Here is a 14,797-nt window from a genome sequence, read left to right as displayed (position 1 = left end):
GTCTATGGTTTATAAAGTTGATCGAAGACGCCTTGATCTGCAAAATGAGTCTTTTGTGCTTTCGTCCAGCCGCCAAACAACTCATCGATGGTAAACAATTGGATGTCAGGGAATGCGGGTTTATGTGCTTTGAGTACTTCCTGTGAACGAGGGCGGTAGTAATGCTTGGCTGCGAGCTCTTGGCCTTTTTTGGTATACAGGAACTGGAGGTACGCTTCCGCTACTTCTCTTGTCTTGTGCTTGTCAGCGTATTTGTCAACGAGGGTGACAGGCGGTTCAGCCAAAATGCTCACGGACGGATTTACAATCTCAAACTTGTCTTTCCCAAGTTCATTGACCGCGAGATACGCTTCGTTTTCCCATGCAATCAGCACATCCCCCATGCCACGCTCGACAAAAGTAGTGGTCGAACCGCGCGCCCCGGAATCGAGGACGGGTACATTTTTAAACAGTTGTGCGACGAATTCTTGTGCCTTCGCTTCATCTCCCCCATTTGTCTTTAAGGCATAACCCCAGGCAGCCAAGTAATTCCATCTGGCTCCGCCAGACGTTTTCGGGTTCGGAGTAATCACGGAGATACCAGGCTTGATCAAATCATCCCAATCTTTGATTTGCTTCGGATTGCCTTTACGTACCAGAAACACAATCGTGGAGGTGTAAGGCGAGCTGTTTTCCGAGCGCTTCTTTTGCCAATCAGCAGGAATCAGACCGTGTTCGGCAATCGCGTCAATATCGTAAGCGAGGGCAAGGGTCACCACATCTGCTTCCAAACCATCGATGACGGAGCGGGATTGCTTGCCTGAACCGCCATGTGATTGCTTGATCGTCACTGTTTGACCTGTCTTTTGTTGCCACTCTGAGGCAAACTCCTTGTTGATATCTTGGTAAAACTCTCGCGTCGGATCGTAGGAAACATTGAGCAGCTCTACCGTAGAGTTGCTGCCCCCTGCTCCCTTACCAGTTTCTGCTGGTGCAGCAGCCGAGCAGCCAGCCATAGCAACAGCCATAGCAACGATTCCTACGCGTTGCAGGATCGTCTGGACCTTGCCTTTCGTGGTTTTCATACAGCTCACCTTCACTCCTCTTTTAATCTATAGTAATTTACTCGGAATACTCTGTTATTGAAGATTATACCTGCCTTTCTGTTCCTGTCAACGATATTTCCATCTACCCTATGCTAGGCAGGTAGGCCACGTTCAAATGTTAATCGCCTATCCAGTCAATTTGGGCCCGCCCGTTCTCATTTTTTTAAAAAAACAAGCCTTCCCGCTCAAATGGGAAAGCTTGTTTCGATCAGACTGTGGCACTGGCATATTTCCTCCGGTCAAAAGCAAAAAGATCGGCGTCCGTGTGACTTCCTTTTGTAATCAGATCACTGATGATTTGCGCGCCGATCGTGGAATAGACGGTTCCGTTCCCTCCGTAGCCTAGCGTGAACAAGCAATGCGGATAGCCCTCCTGCTCCCCAAACAGCGGGAGTCCGTCATGCGTTTCAACAAAAGTCGCCCCCCAATAATATTCGGCCCGCATGGGAATCTGTGGAAATAACTCTTGAATCTTTGCGAGCAATTGATCCCGCTTCTTCAGACTAGAAGTATCCTTCTTTTGTAGGTCGTTCAACGGCTCATCAAGTCCTCCGACAATGATTCTGCCCTCCAAACAAGTACGGATATACAAATAGGGACGGGCGGTTTCCCAGATTAAACAGGCATTCGGCCAACCCTTAAGTTCTTCGACTGGATTGGTCACGATGGAAAACGAGCTGGAAATCACCGCGTTGGCATTGCGTTTCATGGCTTGCGCTTCATAGCCTGTCGCAAACACGGCACGCATGCACTTGATTGTGTACCCACTTTTTGTATAGACCAAAAGTCCTCCATCCTGCACTTTTTGATGCACAACTTCCGTGTTTTCGTATACCCGCATCCCTTTTTTCACAGAGTGGGCGATCACACCGTTGGTAAATTTGTACGGATTGAGTTCCGCATCTCCCTTGGAAAAAATGGCCCCTGCCTTCGAAAAGGAGAATCGCTGCTCTATCTCTGAACGCTCCAAATACGTGACTGGAAAGCCGTACTTCTTCAATAACTGGTACTCTGTCCGCAAGCTCTCTGCATCAGCTGGTTTACTTGCATAATACAAGCTGTCACGCCTTATGTAATCGGGAGATTGGTTTAGCTGCCCCGAGATTTTTTCCAATTCATCAACAGCCTGCCGCGTCAGTTCGTAAAAACGAACTCCTTTTTGCTCACCGAACGAATGGATACAGGCTGTCAGCGTTTTATCGTTGCATATTTGCAGCAAACCGGTATTAGCGCTGCTGCTGCCCCCACTCACCCGCCGTTTATCCACGAGGATGACATCCATATCATGCTGCTTCAAATAATAGGAAACGAGCGCTCCTGCCTCTCCGCCACCAATGATGAGGACATCACACTTCACATCCTCAGTAAGAGTGGGATAGAGGGGTGGCACTGGAAATGTTTCTGGCCAATACAATTTTCCGGTCACAAATATCATCAGCATGTCCCCTCAGGCTGAAAGAATCATTATGGACGTTCCTTCAATTCTCAACCATTAGGATAACCAACACGCCAACCGGCATCCCCTCCCCTATCGCCCAATTCATTGCTTATACGTTATGATGGGTGTCAGAAGGAGTGATTGCGCTTGACTACAGTATACGTAAAGCTTCCGCACGAAAATGCAGTTGTTCGAGAAATCGCTGGGACGGATGAACTACAGGAGCTGGTGGGCGGAGACTATGAGGTAGTGGAAGATGACCATCTGGAGGGAATCTCCCTCGTTGTGAATGAAGATGCTCGCGGAGTAGAAGCAAATAATTTCCCCATCACGTCAGATGGTTTTCTAGACTGGGTCTATGGACCTTGCGTATTCGTCAAAGCAGATGGGCGTTCGCTTACAGCTGACGACCTTTCGAGAATTGACCGGTTTTTATCCTCCAAAGGATGAGGTTTTGATTAAAACAATGACCCCTGACCTATCAGCTCACGTCCATGTACACGGCTGATGATCAGGGGTCTTGTATTTTCACTCAAATAGAAAAAGAACTAGCTCTTGATACCGCTACTGCCGAAGCCACCCGCTCCTCTTTCCGTCTCATCCAGCTCATCGACTACTTCGAACTTCGCGACTGGAACGATTGCAATCACGCCTTGTGCAATCCGATCCCCTTTTTTGATCAAGTAGCTATGTGCATCGACTTCTTGTTCAACGGTTACTTCGTTTTCGCCAGCACCCAGACATACCTTGCCACTTTTTCCGGATGCGATCCGAATGTTATCGATCAGGACGCATACTTCACCGCGATAACCAGCATCAACAGTCCCTGGTGCATTGGACAAGCGCAGCTTTGTTTTTGCACTGATCCCGGAGCGAGGGCGCACTTGCAATTCAAATCCTTCTGGAAGCGCGAACGCCAAGCCTGTTGGAACCTTTGCAGATTGTCCTGGGGCAATCAATGTATCCTCTACCGCGACCAGATCAAAGCCCGCGTCCATTGCTCTCGCGTACGCTGGGATCACGGCGTCTTGGTGGAGCTTTTTAATTTTCACCTGTGTAACCGGGCGCTCATTTGTCATGTTCATGTAGTAGTCTCTCCTCATATAGCCTGTCGGCTGATTACCATTCATAGTGTACAAGAAGCAACCTCATCCAGCAAGAAGCACCGATTTCATAAAAACCTCACAAACCCCTTACTTTTTTAGCGCATCTAACAATGGAATGTGGTATAATCACCGATGCATCTAAAATCACAATTGAAAAAGAAAGGTGGAATTGTACCTTGCAAGTACAAAAACCATATCGCATTTTGTTGTATTACAAGTATACTCCTATTGAAAATTATGAGGAGTACGCAGCCGAGCACTTGCAATTTTGCAAGGATAACGGGCTGAAAGGGCGGATTATCGTAGCTCCAGAGGGCATTAATGGAACCGTATCCGGAACGATTGAACAAACAGACGCCTACATGGAATATGTGCGAAAAGATCCACGTTTTAGTGATATGTGGTTTAAAATAGATGAGTCGGAAGAGCATGCATTCAAAAAAATGTTTGTGCGTCCGAAACAGGAGCTCGTAACCTGGCGTTTGGAGGAAGATGTCAATCCGAATGAACTAGTTGGCACCTATCTGAACCCAAAAGAATGGTACGAAATGATGCAGGAAGAGGATGTCGTAATCCTCGATGGTCGCAACTATTACGAATACGATTTGGGACATTTCCGTGGTGCGATTCGCCCTGAAGTGGATTCATCCCGTGAGTTCCCTGAGTGGATTCGTGACAACATGAGCCAGTTTAAGGATAAAAAAGTCCTGACCTACTGCACAGGCGGTATTCGTTGCGAAAAGCTGACAGGTATCTTGCTGCAACAAGGTTTTGAAAATGTGTACCATCTTGAGGGCGGAATTGTCACGTATGGTAAAGATCCAGAAGTCCAAGGGCGCCTGTGGGATGGAAAATGCTACGTGTTTGACGAGCGCATCTCCGTTCCGATCAATCATACCGAAGAAGACGTCGTCATTGGCCGTTGCCATTACTGCGGTACTGTCGAAGACCGCTATGTAAACTGCGCCAACCCATTCTGCAACAAGCAGCACTTCTGCTGCACAGAATGTGAGACAAAATTCAAGCGTTCTTGCTCCGATGAATGCCGCGAACACCCTCGCAACCGTTATGTAGAAGCGGAAGAAAAAGCGAAGCTGGAAGCTGCTGGATCAAACGCATAATTTGGTACAAACACAAACAAGCTGATTCTCTCGCAGAGTCAGCTTGTTTTTTATAGGCAAAAGGCTCACACTCCCCTCTCATTCCCTTTCCCTGAATTTGGTACTATAATAAAAATCAAATCATTCGCAAAAGGGGATACATTATGTCAGTGATTTATGAAACGAGCATTCTCGAATGGCAAACTGCAATGACAGCTGGAACCACGACTTCGCGGGAATTGACTCTCTCCTTTTTACAGCGGATTGCCACCTACAACAAACAAGGCATCCGAATCAATGCCATTTGTGAGCTAAATCCAGATGCACTAGCGATCGCAGAGTCACTGGATCGAGAACGAGCGGTGTCAGGCAGTCGTGGGCCGCTTCACGGAATTCCTGTATTGATCAAGGATAACATTGCGACATCTGACAAGATGCACACGACGGCTGGAGCTCTAGCTTTAGCTGATTCGTTTGCCACTGCGGATGCATTCGTCGTTACCAAGCTCCGAGAGGCGGGCGCGGTTATTTTAGGGAAAACCAATCTGACGGAATGGGCTAACTTTATCTCCAATGACATGCCAGATGGCTACAGCTCGCGCGGTGGACAAGTGTTGAACCCATACGGTCCTGGTGTACTCGATGTCGGCGGGTCTAGCTCGGGGTCGGCTGCTGGGATTGCCGCAGGTTTTGCAGTTGTGGCAGTCGGTACGGAGACTTCTGGGTCGATTCTCCATCCAGCAGAACAAAATTCGCTCGTGGGAATCAAACCTACTGTTGGCTTAATCAGCCGTTCGGGTATCATCCCGATTTCCCATAGCCAAGACACAGCCGGACCGATAGCAAGAACCGTGACAGATGCAGCTATTTTGCTTGGCGCGCTTACTGGCATAGATGAAAAGGATCCGGTGACTGGAAAAAGCGAGGGTCTCGCGCATACCGATTACCTCCCCTTCCTCGATTCAGATGGATTGCGGGATGCACGCATCGGCGTTGTACGCTCCAGATTTTTGGCTGAGTGTGAAGCCGAAGAAATCGCCTTGTATGAAGCAGCTATTGAAAAGCTTAAAGAGGCTGGCGCAACTATCATAGATGCGGTCAACATCCCGACAGAAAATGCCGAATGGAACATAGATGTTCTCGTGCATGAATTCAAGGTTGGGGTAAATGCATACTTAAAAACGTTACCAGCCTCCTACCCGATCCGCTCCTTACAGGATGTCATTGCTTTTAATCGGGCACATGAGGAACAAGCCCTGCTTTACGGGCAAGAGCTGCTGGAAGAATCCGAGAAAACCAGTGGCACACTGACAGAGCCGGAATATTTGGCAAATCTCCTGTTCGATTTGGAAATGTCACAAAAACAAGGTCTTGATGCTGTCATGAAGGAGCACGAACTCGACGCCCTCCTGTACCCTGGCAGTACGGGTTATGCGATCCCAGCCAAAGCTGGTTACCCTTCGATTACGGTTCCGGCTGGCTATACTTCCGCAGGCAAACCATTTGGCATCATGCTTACTGGCTTGGCATTCCAGGAACCTACTCTTCTTCGCCTGGCCTACGCTTATGAGCAAGCAACTCGACTGCGAGTAGCTCCGGATATGACGAAAGCGTAAAGGAAGCACAGAATGAACCGATATTACGGACTTTTTATTGGCACAGCAATCCCTTTCAAGCACCTGAAGAAAATCATTCGCAAATTCAACGATGATTACTATGACAAAGCCAGTCCCGAACGACAGCAAGACTTTATCGAAATTATTCCAGATTTCCACATCAGTCACTCTGATGATCCACACCATAGGCTAGAGTGCATCATGGTGGAACCAGCGTATTTGAACAGATTTTTGGAAATCGTAAACAACCTAGATTTCACTTTCATCCTCTGCCAGTATAGTCACGGTCATTTTCAAACGATAATGAATGAAATCGAGTATAGTGTTACGAGCTATCGCTCCTTGGAAGATGTCGTCTATCTGCTATTCGAATATGAAGATGATATCGAAGGGAAATTCGCTAAAAAACTGCGCACGCTCCCACTCGAAAAACAATTTGCCTCAGCCCCCGGAATCAAAACGAGCAAAGAATATCAGCATCTGCTAGATACATGGGTAAAGGAAGTCCTCGCCTATCCAGCAAAAAACGCATGAGACCTATTTGGCCCCATGCGTTTTTCCCTTTCTACATCGTCTTGCTTTCTTGCTCCGCTTTCCCGAGTCGATCCTGGAACAGCTTGCTCAATTGACCGATATTTACTTCCCATTCCTCATCCTTGTAATAAACTGTTGCTTTGGATTCGCCTTTTTTACCTACGATACGAATATTCGCTGTCTTTACTTCATAGGTGCCATCTTCCTTGAAGGAAATATCCGCATCCTTAAGCTCTTTGTCCAATACCGGGGTAATCGTCTTATCGACGACTTCCTGCGTCGCTACGGCTGCTTGGCGCCCTATTTGGATCACTTCTTCAGGACTGAATTGGAAAAACAACACGAGCACAACACCAATAATAGCTGCAAGCGAAATAATTCGAATGATACTTCGCACCACCCATTGGGCAGCCATGATGATGATTATGATAGCTAGCGCAATCGGCCAGTAATCTTTGATCAGTTGAAGTATTTGGTCCACGTATATCCCTCCTTCGATTTCAGTCTCGCCAAAAAATACCGAAACCAAATCTTCTTACAGAAAAAAACCGTCACAGCAAAGCGGACGGAATCACAAAAATGGGTTGTCTATCATTAATTCTCGTAAATAAAGCAAACTCCTGCTCTCATTTTCAATCGTTTTAAACAAATAATTGACATCATGATCCTTTTTTATCCATAATAGGAATCCGAGAAAAAATGGAAACGGGGAGAATAGGATGAAACAAAATCTGTATGATCAACTGGATTTTTATCAGGACTATCAAAAGCTGCGTCTGTCCGGTCAATCGGAGAACGATGTGATCGAACAGCCTGCCTTTCGCGGATGTCTCCCCTCCCTAAAAGGTTTGCGTGTACTCGACCTCGGTTGTGGTGGCGGACAGTTTGCCAGATACTGCGTAGAGCAAGGAGCAAGTGAAGTAATCGGTGTTGATCTTTCCCACAACATGCTGGAATATGCCCGAACGAATAACAGTCATGAGAACATTCAATATCTACATGGCTCCCTGGAGGACATTGAGCTTGCCACTCATGACTACGATCTCATTACAAGCTCTCTCGTCATGGACTATGTTCGTGACTATGAGCACGTGATCAACAAAATAAGCCGCGCCTTGCGCAACGGAGGACATTTCGTTTACTCCACACTCCATCCGCATATTACCGCTCGCAAAAAGGTCGAGGGCTGGGTCCGCGACGAAGAAGGACAGAAGCATTTTTGGCCCTTGGACAACTACCTGGAAGATGGAGAACGTGAAATGTACATGATGAACGGCAGAAAGGCGCTTTTTTACCACCGCTCCATGTCCACTGCCGTCAATACGTTAATCCAAGCGGGGCTTACCCTACAGGAGATCATCGAGCCAACCTGCACGCCAGAAGGTCTTCTCTTGCAGCCGCATCAGATTTCAGAAGTAAGAAGACCGACGTTTATTATTTTCAAGACGCAGAAGATTGCTTAAACGGATGATGAAAAGCCCGGGAAGTGATCCGGGCTTTCTGTATCATTTCGATGCTTATTTTTTCCCATTCTCATCCAGAGCTTTTGCATAATATTCTTCCTGAATAGACTCCGGCACCATACTCCCGCCCGTCGCCCATACAATATGGGTCGCCTTATTCATTTTTTCCGTTAGACCTTGCTTTACCAAATAATGACGCCCTGCCTCCTGCTGAAACAATCGAACAGGTCCTGGCATTCCCGCCAACGCAGACGGCTCCAATCGAATCGATTCAAGATCACGCAAGGCACGCAACAAGGCGTATAGCTCTTCGTCAGCGACTGTATATACACCACTGAGCAGATTTTCCATGGTTTTCCCTACGAATCGCGAAGGACGGCCAACAGCCAGACCATCTGCCTCTGTCTTGTTATCGATTCCAAAGTCTTGAACGGAAACTTTGTCATGCAGTCCTGTCATTAAGCCTAGTAGCATGCAGGGAGAATGGGTAGGTTCCGCAAAAAAGCAATGAACATTGTCTCCGTAGATAAGCTTCAATCCGTACGCCACGCCGCCAGGACCTCCCCCCACCCCACACGGTAGGTAAACAAACAGCGGGTGATCGCTATCTACTGTAATCTGCTGCTCCTCTACCTGTCTCTTTAATCGTCCGGCTGCTACTGCATAGCCGAGGAATAGACGCTTGGAGTTCTCATCATCGATGAAATAACAATTCGGGTCGGCCTCCGCCTGCTTTCTGCCCTCTTCCACCGCTTTCCCATAATCCGATGCATATTCGACTACCTGGACCCCTTTTGCCCGCAGCAATTCCTTTTTCCATGCTTTAGCGTCCGCTGACATATGTACGGTGACTTGAAAACCGAGCTTCGCACTAATAATTCCGATGCTCAAACCGAGATTTCCTGTCGAGCCTACTGCAATGGAATAACGGGAAAACAGTTCACGGAACGCATCTGTGGCCAAAATAGCATAATCATTGTCCGGTTGCAGCATCTGATGCTTTTGGGCCAATTCTTCTGCATGTGCCAGCACCTCGTAGATACCACCCCTGGCTTTGATCGAACCTGCAATAGGTAAATGGCTGTCGCATTTTAACCAGAGATTCCCCTGCATATCTGACGCAAAGCGAGACTCTAGGTGCTTTTGCATCTCTTTTATCGGAACGAGTGGGGACTCAATCAATCCACCAGCAGCGCTCGTCTCGGGAAAAGCCAATTGAATGAACGAACCAAAACGCCGCAAACGTTCTTCAGCATCCTGAACCTCCTCAGGCGTAACCAAGAGAGCCGCTTTTGCGATCTCGTCATAACCAGGGTTCGTCCAAAAAACTTCATCGGTCTCTATCATGCTAGGAAGAAGCGGATATTTCGTTTTCCACTCCTCGATTGTTAACCCTTCCACCTTTTCATTGTTTCCCATCTTGAACGAGCCCCCTATTCTTCCTTCCACTCTTTTTTGTTATTATAACGAAATAGTACGAAACTTCTCTCGAAAAACCAAATAAAAATAACTGCTGAATCCACACGTTTGATACAATGGTCGTTAAAGAAGTTGACTGTAACAAAAAGGAAAGTGATAACATGTATCGCTATACCATATGCTTTCTCAAACATAGAAATGGAATACTCATGCTAAATCGCAACAAATCACCGTTAATGGGGCTATGGAATGGCGTAGGCGGTAAGCTAGAGCACGGAGAGACTCCACTGGACAGTGTCCTTCGCGAGGTTCGGGAAGAGACGGGCATTTTGTTAGAAACCGCTTGCTACAAAGGAATTGTCTCTTGGCTAGTCGATGGAGTTGAAACGGGCGGTATGTATGCATTTCTCGCTCATCTTCCAGAAGGCTATGAGCGCTATCAAACTCCACTGGTCGTGGAAGAAGGCATACTTGACTGGAAAGAGCTAGCGTGGATCTTGGACCCCGACAATGCTGGCGTCCCAGAAAACCTTCCCAAGTTTTTACCTTACATGTTGGAAGAGGATGAACCTTGTCAGCATATCTTTACGTACGAAAATAGCCTGGTTGTCAACTACGAAACAGCTTCATTGCCAAAGCCGGTAACCACTTGAATCGGAGGAGAAACACGGATGGAAATTCGCAAGCTTGCAGCACAGGAACAACCACCAATGGATTTACTTTTTTTGGCTGACCCCTCTGTCAGATTGGTGAAAGATTATTTACAAAGAGGCCAATGCTACGTCGCTGTTTTGGAGGAGAGCATCGTTGGTGTCTACGTCTTAATACCAACCAGACCGGATACGATTGAGCTTGTAAATGTTGCCGTTGATGAGGCCCATCATGGCAAGGGCATTGGCAAAAAGCTCGTTCTTCATTCCATTGAAGTAGCCAAATCTCTCGGTTATAAAACGATCGAGGTCGGCACAGGAAATTCTAGTGTGGATCAGCTCGCGCTTTATCAAAAATGTGGATTTCGGATGAGTTGGATTGATCGGGACTTTTTCTTGCGGCATTATGAGGAAGAAATTTACGAAAACGGGATTCAAGTGGTAGATATGGTTCGCCTCTCTCAAGATATTTGAGAAGATTGTCTAGAAACAGTATGAAATGAATGAGTATACATAATTTATATTATGTTATCTTTGTATAGGAAAAGGTGATGCCAGATGATCACGCACTTTTCAAAATTAACCTTACAAACTGTGTCCATCCAAGGGGTACATCAGGTTTACGCAGACCGTCTCGGCTTTCCGATTTCATCTCAATCAGACAAACAGATTACATTTCAAGTCACGCCCGATTTTCATTTAACCTTTGTAGAAGTGTATGAACCGATATCCCCCGCCCATCTTGCTTTTCAAGTACCTTATTCCCTGTTTCATGCATCAGCGAAAAAGATCAAAGAATCTGGTCTTTTGATTGTTCGATGGGAGGATGGGCATGACATTGATGAGGAAAAAGGACGGCTGAACCTGTACTTCCGTGATGGTGACGGGAATCTTCTTGAGATTATTGCCCACGAGTATGTGTCAGAGGAGGTCGTCGAGCCATCCACTCCCCTGCACATTCTGTATTTACGGGAAGTGGGCTGTCCTGTGGAAAGTGTACCTGTTTTTACGCAATGGCTAAAATCGAATCTCAGCATGAAAACATACGAGGATGGCGATATTTTTAACTTCGTTATCGGCGGAACGGCACATATTGTAGCCACATGGAAAAACAGGCCTTGGATTCCCATTGCCATGAAAGCGCTACCACCGAAAATGCACGTCACTTTTGGCACACCTGACCAAACGTTCCTGGAAAAAGTGCGGAGGCGCTTTGAAAAAAGCAACGTCCTTTTCCACTCGGATGCTCAAGAGCTGACGTTCGTCAAGAAAGGATACTCGTTTTCTGTTATCCATACACCCGAATTCGCTCCTGATATCCCGAGCAAATTGCAATTACCACTTTCTATCTCCACCTAGCAATACAGCGGCAGACGAGGACTTCAGATGTTGTCCCTACTGCCGCTGTTCTGCTTTCACGCTATCCTCGTGCGACCTTTCTCTTCAAAAGTGGCTCGCGACCTTCGCGTCCTTGTGTTTTCGCAAGGTAGATGGCGTATTCAAGCGGGCGGGTAATGGCATTCTTGTACTGCCCCGTTGCCCCCATCTCCCGGAAAATTTCCCGCGCTGGCTTGGGATTCACTTCGATCAGCCAGGCGCGACCCTCTACATCGATGCCAATGTCCAGTCCAAGTTCAACCATCCGTCCAAAATGATCCTCGAGTGTTTCCGCTGTTTGAAAAGCGAGCTGCTCGCAATCATGCACGATCTGCGCAGTACGTTCCTCCCCAAACCTCGGTCGGAGAAATTCCGATACAGGGATAGCTTTACCGCCGCCATGCAGATTAGAGGTGGCACTGCGTTCTGGACCCACGCGAATCCCATGACCTGTAATGCTCCATTCACCCTGCCCATTCTTTTGAATCAAGAGGCGCATGTCTACTGCCCGCGAAGGAACCAACTGCAATCGAAGCCCTTGCTGAACAATGTATTTCTCCTGTCTCGTCCAACGATCTACCCATCTCTGGGCGGCGGCTTTGTCTCTTACTACTGTGGATACTTTCGCCCTTTGCTTGTTACGGCCGAGCAGTCGAAGTTCGTCGCCACGCTTTTCAATCGACAGGATGTTTCGTCCCCCTGTTCCATTGAGTGGCTTTACGTAGAGCAATGGATGCTTGCCTAGCATGTTCACCAGGCTTTGTCGGTTGTACAAGTGGGTCTCCGGAAGCCACCGATGCATTCTCGGGTCCCGATGCAGCACCTCATGTACCCGCCATTTGTTTGCCAAACGATTGTTTGCATACAAAAAATTACTCGTCCGCCGAAAGGCCACATAGTTCTTAAACGCTTGTGTTGGTGTATAGCGGTATCGGTCGAATACAGCGTCTGGACGATCAAATATTCTTGCTTGCCAGCCGCCATTGCTCCCCGGGACATACCCTCTTACCTGCTTGCCGGCTCCAAGGACATCGTTTGGTGAAAATAGGAAAGCGGTACAGCCCAGTTCTTGTCCAGCCTTGAGCAGTCGCCGAAAATAGGTTGGCTCTGCAAAGCGTTTGCCTTCCCGCCAAGTCAAGATGCCGATTATGGGTCGTTTCAAAAGACCACCCTCTCTCGTTTCCTCCTTGGCAGTTTATTCAGTCCGTCGTCAAATGGCGATTATCTCAGCTTCTTTTCCAAGTGAAACAGATCGAGTGGCAACGGGGCTGTGACTTCGATGACTTCTCCCCCGAATGGATGCTCAAATTTGAGTACGGCTGCGTGCAGCGCTTGTCGCTTAATGAGTTCGCGCTTGCCACCATACAGTTCATCCCCTAAAAGCGGGTGCCCAATATGACTGAAGTGAACGCGAATTTGATGGGTTCTCCCCGTCTCCAATTGACATTCTACTTTCGTAGCTGTTTGAAAGCGTTCCTTCACCTGGTAATGGGTAATCGCTGGATCGCCGTTAGGTGTGACCCTTCTGCGCGTCCCATGATTCCGATCTTTTCCGATGGGTTCATTGATTTTCCCGCGCTCTTTGGGCATTTGTCCGGAAACATACGCCACATAGGTACGCTTGATTGTGCGCTCACGCAGCATTTCATCTAACAGAGCAGAGGCCCATGGATGCTTCGCGTATAGAACGACACCTGACGTATCCTGATCCAGTCGATGGACATGGCGGACCTTGGCTTCCAAACCTGTACGGAAAAAGTGCCCCGACACGAGATGATCCAACGTCACATGGTGGTAGCGTTCGGTCGGATGTAACAGAAGACCAACCGGCTTATTCACGATGAGCAAATGATCATCCTCGTACAAGATCTCCGGCGCTTCACTGGCTGGATCAAGCCCTAATGGCTCAGGCTTGCACATCCGCAGACGAATTTCCTGCCCTGCATTGCCTACAACATGCTGAGCGACAGGTTCCCCATCCAGAAGTACTTCTTTGTGTTGGAATAAAAGATGGACCTGCTTGCGAGGCAGCTTCCACTCTTCGCGCAGCAGGTTCCCAATCGGGATGGCATCATCTTTGTCTCGGAGGTGAGCCACGAGCCATTCCCCTTCTTTTTTCATGTATAACATTTCTGTCTATCTCCCTGTTCTATGTTCATGCAATTACGCTTGCTCGATTCCTTTACTGACTTGAATAGCACGATCCAGGAAATGCTCGATCTCCTCACGACTTTTTCCGAGCTTGCTGACGAAGCGAACCAGTTCTTTTCCATTGTGGAACGCAATAAAGCTCGGAATCCCGAAGACATCGTACTTTTCGGACAGGTCCGGGAGAGTATCACGGTTGACTTCGATCATATCCAGCTGTTCTTTGTATTTTTCCTCCACGGCAGGCATGAATGGATCAATGCGATGACAATCTGGGCACCAATCCGTGAAGAATTTGACGATGACTGGCTTGGTTGCTGCGATTACTTGTTCGAACTCAGCTTCTGTCTTAATTTCTCTCATGTTATCTTCCTCCCAGAATGATTTGGAAATAGTGTACCACAGGCGCGGGCTGTTTGGGACGTTTAGGAGAAACAATTGCCATCACTAACAAACGAGCAAACGGAAATCCTATCTCTTGTAACCCCAAAAAATTTCAAGGTAGGTGCTACTCATGAAGAAATTCGCTGCTTTGTTGATGGTTGCATGCTTGGTAACTACTGCAATCCCTGTGTCTGCCGCAACACATGACGGTCACAAAAAACACCACAAGGTACAAACAAAAGCGCATCATATGAAGACCAAAGCTCACCATATGAAAACCAAAGCACATAAAGGCAAAGCGCATATCAAGGCGCTGCCGAAAACTGGTATGGGTGGAGCAAGCAATTAAAGGGGGATCTTCCCCCTTTTCTTTGCAACTTATGAAAAAACTTCTTGGGTCCCTTCTATCCATTAGTTTGGTTACAATTGGTTGCGGCCATACAACTCAACAACCTGTCGAAGCTCCTAAAATCGAAA

General features: G+C 47.5%; 17 protein-coding genes. 9 read left to right on the top strand and 8 right to left on the bottom strand.

Going from position 1 to position 14,797, the window contains the following annotated elements; all coding sequences use genetic code 11:
* Nucleotides 1-2: 2 nt before the first annotated feature.
* Both HPY31_RS02430 and HPY31_RS02425 read right to left on the bottom strand, forming a co-directional pair.
* Nucleotides 3-1,064, bottom strand: coding sequence for a sulfate ABC transporter substrate-binding protein (locus HPY31_RS02430; protein WP_172138107.1), 1,062 nt, complete (start codon nt 1,062-1,064; stop codon nt 3-5).
* A 229-nt stretch (nt 1,065-1,293) separates the two neighbouring features.
* The gene (locus HPY31_RS02425; RefSeq protein WP_172138105.1) at nt 1,294-2,520 is read right to left on the bottom strand and encodes an NAD(P)/FAD-dependent oxidoreductase; all 1,227 of its coding nucleotides are present in this window, start codon (nt 2,518-2,520) and stop codon (nt 1,294-1,296) included.
* Between the two features lie 150 nt (nt 2,521-2,670).
* Between HPY31_RS02425 and HPY31_RS02420 the strand changes: the two genes are divergently transcribed.
* Entirely contained in the window at nt 2,671-2,973 is a 303-nt protein-coding gene (locus HPY31_RS02420) for a DUF3846 domain-containing protein (RefSeq protein WP_016740093.1), read from the top strand.
* Between the two features lie 98 nt (nt 2,974-3,071).
* Here the strand turns inward: HPY31_RS02420 and dut are convergent, their stop codons facing one another.
* The gene (gene dut / locus HPY31_RS02415; protein ID WP_172138103.1) at nt 3,072-3,608 is read right to left on the bottom strand and encodes a dUTP diphosphatase; all 537 of its coding nucleotides are present in this window, start codon (nt 3,606-3,608) and stop codon (nt 3,072-3,074) included.
* Between the two features lie 197 nt (nt 3,609-3,805).
* Here dut and trhO point away from each other — a divergent pair, with 197 nt between their 5' ends.
* From trhO to HPY31_RS02400, 3 genes are all read left to right on the top strand, one after another.
* On the top strand, nt 3,806-4,750 hold the full coding sequence (gene trhO, locus HPY31_RS02410) for an oxygen-dependent tRNA uridine(34) hydroxylase TrhO (RefSeq protein ID WP_172138101.1): 945 nt from the start codon (nt 3,806-3,808) through the stop codon (nt 4,748-4,750).
* A gap of 143 nt (nt 4,751-4,893) precedes the next feature.
* Complete coding sequence (locus tag HPY31_RS02405) at nt 4,894-6,345, top strand: amidase family protein (protein WP_172138099.1); 1,452 nt, start codon at nt 4,894-4,896, stop codon at nt 6,343-6,345.
* Between the two features lie 12 nt (nt 6,346-6,357).
* Nucleotides 6,358-6,879 (top strand): hypothetical protein, encoded by a 522-nt coding sequence (locus HPY31_RS02400; protein ID WP_172138097.1) that lies wholly within the window; start codon nt 6,358-6,360, stop codon nt 6,877-6,879.
* A 31-nt stretch (nt 6,880-6,910) separates the two neighbouring features.
* Here HPY31_RS02400 and HPY31_RS02395 read toward each other — a convergent pair whose 3' ends face one another.
* A complete protein-coding gene (locus HPY31_RS02395) occupies nt 6,911-7,360 on the bottom strand; it encodes a hypothetical protein (protein ID WP_172138095.1) in 450 nt (149 codons plus the stop codon).
* A 238-nt stretch (nt 7,361-7,598) separates the two neighbouring features.
* On the opposite strand from HPY31_RS02395, the gene HPY31_RS02390 reads away from it, so the two are divergent.
* Nucleotides 7,599-8,342 carry a class I SAM-dependent methyltransferase gene (locus tag HPY31_RS02390; protein ID WP_172138093.1) on the top strand — a complete coding sequence of 248 codons (744 nt, stop codon included), beginning with the start codon at nt 7,599-7,601 and terminating at the stop codon, nt 8,340-8,342.
* 54 nt (nt 8,343-8,396) lie between these two features.
* Here the strand turns inward: HPY31_RS02390 and HPY31_RS02385 are convergent, their stop codons facing one another.
* Nucleotides 8,397-9,761, bottom strand: a complete 1,365-nt coding sequence (locus HPY31_RS02385) for a D-serine ammonia-lyase (RefSeq protein WP_172138091.1) — start codon at nt 9,759-9,761, stop codon at nt 8,397-8,399.
* 161 nt (nt 9,762-9,922) lie between these two features.
* Between HPY31_RS02385 and HPY31_RS02380 the strand changes: the two genes are divergently transcribed.
* The 3 genes from HPY31_RS02380 (at nt 9,923) to HPY31_RS02370 (ending at nt 11,770) form a co-directional block, all read left to right on the top strand.
* Nucleotides 9,923-10,414 (top strand): NUDIX hydrolase, encoded by a 492-nt coding sequence (locus HPY31_RS02380; protein WP_172138089.1) that lies wholly within the window; start codon nt 9,923-9,925, stop codon nt 10,412-10,414.
* Between the two features lie 18 nt (nt 10,415-10,432).
* A complete protein-coding gene (locus HPY31_RS02375; protein WP_064200024.1) occupies nt 10,433-10,885 on the top strand; it encodes a GNAT family N-acetyltransferase in 453 nt (150 codons plus the stop codon).
* Nucleotides 10,886-10,969: 84 nt separating this feature from the next.
* Nucleotides 10,970-11,770 carry a VOC family protein gene (locus tag HPY31_RS02370; protein ID WP_172138087.1) on the top strand — a complete coding sequence of 267 codons (801 nt, stop codon included), beginning with the start codon at nt 10,970-10,972 and terminating at the stop codon, nt 11,768-11,770.
* Nucleotides 11,771-11,831: 61 nt separating this feature from the next.
* Here the strand turns inward: HPY31_RS02370 and HPY31_RS02365 are convergent, their stop codons facing one another.
* The 3 genes from HPY31_RS02365 to HPY31_RS02355 are packed head-to-tail and all read right to left on the bottom strand — an operon-like array spanning nt 11,832 to nt 14,299.
* Nucleotides 11,832-12,950 carry a YheC/YheD family endospore coat-associated protein gene (locus HPY31_RS02365; RefSeq protein ID WP_172138085.1) on the bottom strand — a complete coding sequence of 373 codons (1,119 nt, stop codon included), beginning with the start codon at nt 12,948-12,950 and terminating at the stop codon, nt 11,832-11,834.
* Nucleotides 12,951-13,009: 59 nt separating this feature from the next.
* Nucleotides 13,010-13,918, bottom strand: a complete 909-nt coding sequence (locus tag HPY31_RS02360; protein ID WP_172138083.1) for an RluA family pseudouridine synthase — start codon at nt 13,916-13,918, stop codon at nt 13,010-13,012.
* Between the two features lie 33 nt (nt 13,919-13,951).
* A complete protein-coding gene (locus tag HPY31_RS02355; RefSeq protein WP_012686219.1) occupies nt 13,952-14,299 on the bottom strand; it encodes a thioredoxin family protein in 348 nt (115 codons plus the stop codon).
* A gap of 151 nt (nt 14,300-14,450) precedes the next feature.
* On the opposite strand from HPY31_RS02355, the gene HPY31_RS02350 reads away from it, so the two are divergent.
* The gene (locus HPY31_RS02350; RefSeq protein WP_012686218.1) at nt 14,451-14,669 is read left to right on the top strand and encodes a hypothetical protein; all 219 of its coding nucleotides are present in this window, start codon (nt 14,451-14,453) and stop codon (nt 14,667-14,669) included.
* Nucleotides 14,670-14,797: the final 128 nt, after the last annotated feature.

The sequence above is a fragment of the Brevibacillus sp. HB1.3 genome (genome assembly GCF_013186635.1).
Classification (GTDB): Bacteria; Bacillota; Bacilli; order Brevibacillales; family Brevibacillaceae; genus Brevibacillus; species Brevibacillus brevis_D.
Note: the sequence above shows the minus strand (reverse complement) of the source record. Positions and strands in the feature narration are given on the sequence as shown.

Bases quoted from the DNA above. Each gene is read 5' to 3' on its own strand.
- HPY31_RS02430 (WP_172138107.1), bottom strand. From the start codon at position 1,064: ATGAAAACCACGAAAGGCAAGGTCCAGACGATCCTGCAACGCGTAGGA.
- HPY31_RS02425 (WP_172138105.1), bottom strand. From the start codon at position 2,520: ATGATATTTGTGACCGGAAAATTGTATTGGCCAGAAACATTTCCAGTG.
- dut (WP_172138103.1), bottom strand. From the start codon at position 3,608: ATGAACATGACAAATGAGCGCCCGGTTACACAGGTGAAAATTAAAAAG.
- HPY31_RS02405 (WP_172138099.1), top strand. From the start codon at position 4,894: ATGTCAGTGATTTATGAAACGAGCATTCTCGAATGGCAAACTGCAATG.
- HPY31_RS02400 (WP_172138097.1), top strand. From the start codon at position 6,358: ATGAACCGATATTACGGACTTTTTATTGGCACAGCAATCCCTTTCAAG.
- HPY31_RS02390 (WP_172138093.1), top strand. From the start codon at position 7,599: ATGAAACAAAATCTGTATGATCAACTGGATTTTTATCAGGACTATCAA.
- HPY31_RS02385 (WP_172138091.1), bottom strand. From the start codon at position 9,761: ATGGGAAACAATGAAAAGGTGGAAGGGTTAACAATCGAGGAGTGGAAA.
- HPY31_RS02380 (WP_172138089.1), top strand. From the start codon at position 9,923: ATGTATCGCTATACCATATGCTTTCTCAAACATAGAAATGGAATACTC.
- HPY31_RS02375 (WP_064200024.1), top strand. From the start codon at position 10,433: ATGGAAATTCGCAAGCTTGCAGCACAGGAACAACCACCAATGGATTTA.
- HPY31_RS02370 (WP_172138087.1), top strand. From the start codon at position 10,970: ATGATCACGCACTTTTCAAAATTAACCTTACAAACTGTGTCCATCCAA.
- HPY31_RS02360 (WP_172138083.1), bottom strand. From the start codon at position 13,918: ATGTTATACATGAAAAAAGAAGGGGAATGGCTCGTGGCTCACCTCCGA.
- HPY31_RS02355 (WP_012686219.1), bottom strand. From the start codon at position 14,299: ATGAGAGAAATTAAGACAGAAGCTGAGTTCGAACAAGTAATCGCAGCA.
- HPY31_RS02350 (WP_012686218.1), top strand. From the start codon at position 14,451: ATGAAGAAATTCGCTGCTTTGTTGATGGTTGCATGCTTGGTAACTACT.